General features: G+C 58.9%; 4 protein-coding genes and 3 pseudogenes. 4 read left to right on the top strand and 3 right to left on the bottom strand.

Going from position 1 to position 4,866, the window contains the following annotated elements:
* A pseudogene (locus tag KHQ28_RS29405) lies at nt 1-238 on the top strand (MFS transporter); the annotation flags it as partial.
* Here KHQ28_RS29405 and KHQ28_RS27455 read toward each other — a convergent pair.
* A pseudogene (locus KHQ28_RS27455) lies at nt 181-1,155 on the bottom strand (MFS transporter); the annotation flags it as partial. The pseudogenes KHQ28_RS29405 and KHQ28_RS27455 sit on opposite strands and share 58 nt — an antisense overlap.
* A gap of 186 nt (nt 1,156-1,341) precedes the next feature.
* A complete protein-coding gene (locus tag KHQ28_RS27450) occupies nt 1,342-1,590 on the bottom strand; it encodes a tautomerase family protein (protein ID WP_032418869.1) in 249 nt (82 codons plus the stop codon).
* Between the two features lie 60 nt (nt 1,591-1,650).
* Here KHQ28_RS27450 and KHQ28_RS27445 point away from each other — a divergent pair, with 60 nt between their 5' ends.
* Nucleotides 1,651-2,112, top strand: coding sequence for a helix-turn-helix domain-containing protein (locus KHQ28_RS27445; RefSeq protein WP_016531583.1), 462 nt, complete (start codon nt 1,651-1,653; stop codon nt 2,110-2,112).
* A gap of 188 nt (nt 2,113-2,300) precedes the next feature.
* The gene (locus KHQ28_RS27440; RefSeq protein ID WP_004175768.1) at nt 2,301-3,518 is read left to right on the top strand and encodes an MFS transporter; all 1,218 of its coding nucleotides are present in this window, start codon (nt 2,301-2,303) and stop codon (nt 3,516-3,518) included.
* An 82-nt stretch (nt 3,519-3,600) separates the two neighbouring features.
* Here KHQ28_RS27440 and KHQ28_RS27435 read toward each other — a convergent pair whose 3' ends face one another.
* Nucleotides 3,601-4,509 (bottom strand): DUF535 family protein, encoded by a 909-nt coding sequence (locus tag KHQ28_RS27435; RefSeq protein WP_032418868.1) that lies wholly within the window; start codon nt 4,507-4,509, stop codon nt 3,601-3,603.
* A 289-nt stretch (nt 4,510-4,798) separates the two neighbouring features.
* On the opposite strand from KHQ28_RS27435, the pseudogene KHQ28_RS29400 reads away from it, so the two are divergent.
* A pseudogene (locus KHQ28_RS29400) lies at nt 4,799-4,866 on the top strand (hypothetical protein); the annotation flags it as partial.

Raw genomic sequence — 4,866 nt, 5'->3', positions numbered from 1 at the left:
CTGGAACTTTGGCTTCACCGGCGCCTCGGCGAAAATTATCGATTTCCACCGCCCGGAAGAGAAGACCCAGGTTCAGTCGCTCAACGATTTTCTGGTCTTCGGCGTGATGATCGTGGGTTCGTTTTCGTCCGGCGTTCTGCTCAACGCCTTCGGCTGGAACGCGGTGCTGTGGGGCTCCCTCGCGCCGGTGAAGCCAAAGTTCCAGCCGATGCCGAGCAAAATCAGCGACAGCCAGTAATGATACACCCCGACGCCGCTGAGACCGACCGCCACCGATGCGCCGGTGATCAGCAATCCCGCCGCCGCCATGCGCACTGCGCCGAAGCGCTGGATCAGCCGGCCGGTGACAAATCCCGGACCGTACATCGCCATCACATGCCACTGGATCCCGAGGTTGGCGGCCTGCTGGGAAAGGCCGTGCATATGCATGGAGAGCGGCGCGGCGGTCATCAGAAAATTCATCACCATATAGGCCACCGCGCCGCTGAACACCGTGGTGGCGAAGCCCGGCTGGCGGACAATCTCGCGCAGCGGCCGCCCTCCGCGAACGCTGGACGCCGCGGGCTCCGCCGATGTCACGCCTGCCAGCAGAATGGCGGCGAGCGCCGCCACCAGCGCCTGAGCGAGAAAGGTGAAGGCAAAGGTATGAGTCGGCCAGAGGTGCATGGTGCCGGTGACCAGCATCGGGCCAATGATCCCGGCGGCCACGCCGCCGCCCATCACCAGCGACAGCGCGCGGGCACGACGTTCCGGAGCGACGCCGTCGGTGGCGGCAAAGCGAAAACTGAGCGCCACCGCGGCATAGGCGCCGCCAAGCATCGCAGCGAAGCAAAACAGCAGAAAAGAGCCCAGCACCACCGCCAGAGCGGCCGCCAGACCGGTGACCACCCCGGCGCCGGTTCCGGCCATAAACGCGGCTTTGCGGCCCCGCTTACGCGCCAGCGCGCCGAAAAGCAGAATCGAGGCCGCCATCCCCAGCACAAACAGGGTGATCGGCAGCGTGGCCAGCGACGGGCTGGGGGCAATCGCGTTACCCACAATGGCGCCGGTGGCGTAGAAGACCACCGAGTTGGCGCCGGCCAGCGCCTGAGCGGCAGCCAGGCGAAGGATATTTTTGTTCTGCACCGCCAGCGGCAGCATGTGTTCTGTAGACATCCGTTGTTTTCACCGGTTTGAGAGTGGCGCCAGGCTGGCCGTCTGGCATCGCGCCCTGTTTGTTGGGTTCCCTGACCGTTACCTTAGCCGCAAAATACGCTTTTGCATCATAGCGAATCGCAATATTACCCGGCGATCTGGCCCCTCTTCTGCGCCAGACCGCCGGGCCTGGCTTCGCCGCCCGTTTTATTCCGGGGATCCGTCGCGTCGCGCGGCGGCAAATTTCGCCGCGATCATCGCGGCCGTCGGCTGGACGCCCCCCAGACTCCACTGCTCCGGGTCATGTTCGTCAATGCGGATCCAGACGGACTGGCGGAACTGCGGATCGCCCAGCCCCTCAATCTCCACCAGCAGATCGGTCATCCGTCGCAGCAGTTCACTTTTCTGTTCCGCGGTCATGATCCCTTTAATGGTTTGCACGTTAACAAATGGCACGCTATGCTCCTTAGCATCTAAGTCTAAAATTCAAACTCAGAGTAGAAGGTCAATCTCGCGATGTCAAAAAATAAATCACTGCCCTACCTCGACCCGGCGCTGTGCGGCCTGGCGGAAGGAGCCAAAATACTCGGCGACCGCTGGGTGCTGCTGATCCTCCGCGAGGCGTTTTACGGCGTGACGCGCTTTGAAACGATGCTGTCGCACACCCATATTACCCGCCAGACGCTCACCACCCGGTTAAAAACCATGACCGAAACGGGATTGCTCAGCAAAGTGCCCTACCGGGAAGCCGGCTCCCGCGAACGGTATGAATATGTTCTGACCGATAAAAGCCGTAGCCTGGCGCTGGTGCTGTTCGCCCTGATGGAATGGGGCCATCAGCACGTGCTGCACAGCGCGCCGCATATAGCATTGGTGGACAGCGCCAGTGGCGAGGCTGTCCATCCGGGGTTTATTACTGCCAGCGGCGCCGTGGCGAGCCCCGCCGCCCTGCAGATCGTCAAGGCAGACGAACGCTAATAGCGCCGCTACAGAACTTTCGTACGCCTCTGGCGAAAGCCGCCGCAAGCGGGTATGTTGCATAGCCACGGTACCCGACGAGCGCGGGACATTTTTGTTTCATCGAACGGTGCGATAAAGGATGAAGGTATCCGGCAACCCCGACCCGGCCATTCCGACGCGCAGATCGCGCATGCTAAAGGTAGAAAATGTCGCTTCGTTCTCTGCGGGCTTTATGTCTGACCAGCTTTTTTATTGCTGATGTGCGCGACGGCCTCGGCCCGTTTCTGGGGATCTTTCTCACCCAGCGTCACTGGCAGGCGGAGGACATTGGCCTGCTGATGTCCGTCGGCGGTATCGCTGGCCTGCTGGCGACCCTGCCCGCCGGCTTCATCACCGACAGCTCGCGGCATAAGCGCTTGCTGCTGGCCGGGGTCTGCCTGGCGATCACCTTCACCACCCTGTTGCTCTGGTTTAGTCAGAAGACCAGCGTGGTCGCCCTCTCGCAAGTCGCCAGCGGCATCTGCGCGGCCTTTGTCGGACCGCTGATCGCCGGGATTACCCTCGGTCTTGCCAGACAGCGCGGCTTTAGCGCCCAGATGGGGAAAAACGAAGCCTTCAACCACGCGGGGAATTTCTTCACCGCGCTAATGGCCGGGGCTATCGCCTGGTACTGGGGCATCGGCGGCATTTTCATTCTGATGGCCTGTACCACGCTGCTTACCCTGGTCGCCCTGCTGGCGATCCGCGGCGGCGATATCGACGATGACGCCGCCCGCGGCATCGAAGCGGCATCCACGCCCTCCCTGCCGGGGTTTGCCATCCTTTTCCGCCATACGCCGCTGCTGATCGCCGGCGTGACCCTGATGCTGTTCCATCTCGCCAATGCCGCGCTGTTGCCGATGCTGAGCATGCGGATCGCCGCCGCGCCGGGACACCTCAATCCCGGACTGTTTGCCGCCGCCACGGTGATTATTTCGCAGGTGGTGATGATCCCGGTGGCCATCCGGGTCGCCGGCAGCATCGACAAATACGGTTACTGGCGATGCATTCTGCTGGCGCTGGTGATCATGCCCATACGGGCGGCGCTGGCGGCGTCCAGCGACGCCCCGGCGATGATGGTCCCGGTGCAAATTCTTGATGGCCTGGCGGCAGGGATTTTGGGGGTGGCGGTGCCCAGCTTTATCGTCTTGCTGCTGCGCGGCAGCGGGCACGTTAATGCCGGACAGAGCGTGGTGATGCTGATGCAGGGCGCCGGGGCGGCAATGAGTCCGGCGTTAACCGGGTCTATCGCCGGGCACTACTCCTTTGCCACCGCCTTCGGCGTGCTGAGCGTTATCGCGATTGTCGCCCTGATGGTATGGTGGCGCAGCGCTCAGCTGCTCACCGCCTCCGCGTCACCACCAATCGGCGAGAGCGGGCAGTAACCTACGGCACAGCGACCTGGGGAGAGAGGAAATCGTCAGGCGGGCAGCAGCCCCCTGCTGCCCGCCTGACGTGTGAGTGGCGTTAATTCACCCGCGCAGACAAGGTAATTTGCTGCAGGGCATTCGCCATATTAATCTGAATCAGCTCTTTAAGACCTTCGCGCTTAATAAACTGGCTCCGGTGCTTACTTTTCACCTCTTCAATACTCTTTTTGATCTCTTGCGCCGGCAGTTTATACCAGCCGCGAGCCTGTTTCTCACCGCCCATTTCCAGCCACAGCGATGAATAACTGGCTTTCACCAGATCGCTTTTCACGTGGTAATCAGAATCGATGGCGTAGACCGTGGAGATGTTGAAATATCGCAGCAAACCATACAGCACGCTCATGATGATATTTTTCGGCCGCGCGCCATGCAGCTCTTTAGTCAGCACCTTCACTTCGTCATTGGTGATATCTTTCCCGCCCTGAATGCCGCCGATATAAGCGCGGCCATCGTCGGTGCAGGAAAAACAGACGCTATAGACGCGCCGGTCGCCAAGAAACAGCTGCAGCATCAGCTCCCCTTCCTCCTGAAACGGCGAGGCCAGCAGCTTAACGTCAAGCTTATCGCCATTTTTCAAGGGAATAGAAAACATCTCGCGGCCAAAATCCGCGACATTGTAGAGCTGCGGCAGGACATCAGGGTGAAACGTTTTCTCGATGAAATTCAGTGAACCATGGGCAATATCCAGTTTGCGTCGTTTTGACAGCCGTTTATTGAGATACGCTTTAAACGGTTTATCCTCAAAAGGCACCAGTCCTTTGGTCACCGCGGTCAACCGCGCGCACTGATATTTCGCACAAAATCCTTGATATTCTCTGTATTTACCTCCTGCGAGCGAGAGCTCTCTGCATTTTCGTAAAATTTTTTTATAGCTTATTTTGACCTGACCGATCACTTTATTATGTTTACGCCATTCTTTGATGGCGCCTGCAACAGTATGTTCCATTGATTAAGATCCATAGATTCATCCATAATCGCGGCCATATTAACATAAAAGCGTTTCGTCAACGCTTAATTACTCCTTCGTTGTCCTTTCATTTAATATTTAGGCAGGAAATTATCCTGGCGACGTTATTTGTCGTTAAACTTATTCTGTCAACGATGAATTATGGTAGGTAACGCCCTCCGCTCAGCGACTTAACGCTCTGTGCCTTCGGCGCGAAGCGCGGCTACATCCGCTGGCGGTTATGCCCTATACTTGACCCTGATTCAAAACCAGCAACGATAGGTAACTTATGGAAATTGATCTCGACAACCTGGTCTTCAGCGGCCTGGATGAAGCGGAAGAGCGCAACGCGGAGCG

The organism is Klebsiella sp. 28 (assembly GCF_018223905.1).
In the GTDB taxonomy this organism is placed as follows: Bacteria; Pseudomonadota; Gammaproteobacteria; order Enterobacterales; family Enterobacteriaceae; genus Klebsiella; species Klebsiella pneumoniae.
Note: the sequence above shows the minus strand (reverse complement) of the source record. Positions and strands in the feature narration are given on the sequence as shown.

Coding starts and splice junctions, on each gene's coding strand:
- KHQ28_RS27445 (WP_016531583.1), top strand. CDS start 1,651: ATGTCAAAAAATAAATCACTGCCCTACCTCGACCCGGCGCTGTGCGGC.
- KHQ28_RS27440 (WP_004175768.1), top strand. CDS start 2,301: ATGTCGCTTCGTTCTCTGCGGGCTTTATGTCTGACCAGCTTTTTTATT.
- KHQ28_RS27435 (WP_032418868.1), bottom strand. CDS start 4,509: ATGGAACATACTGTTGCAGGCGCCATCAAAGAATGGCGTAAACATAAT.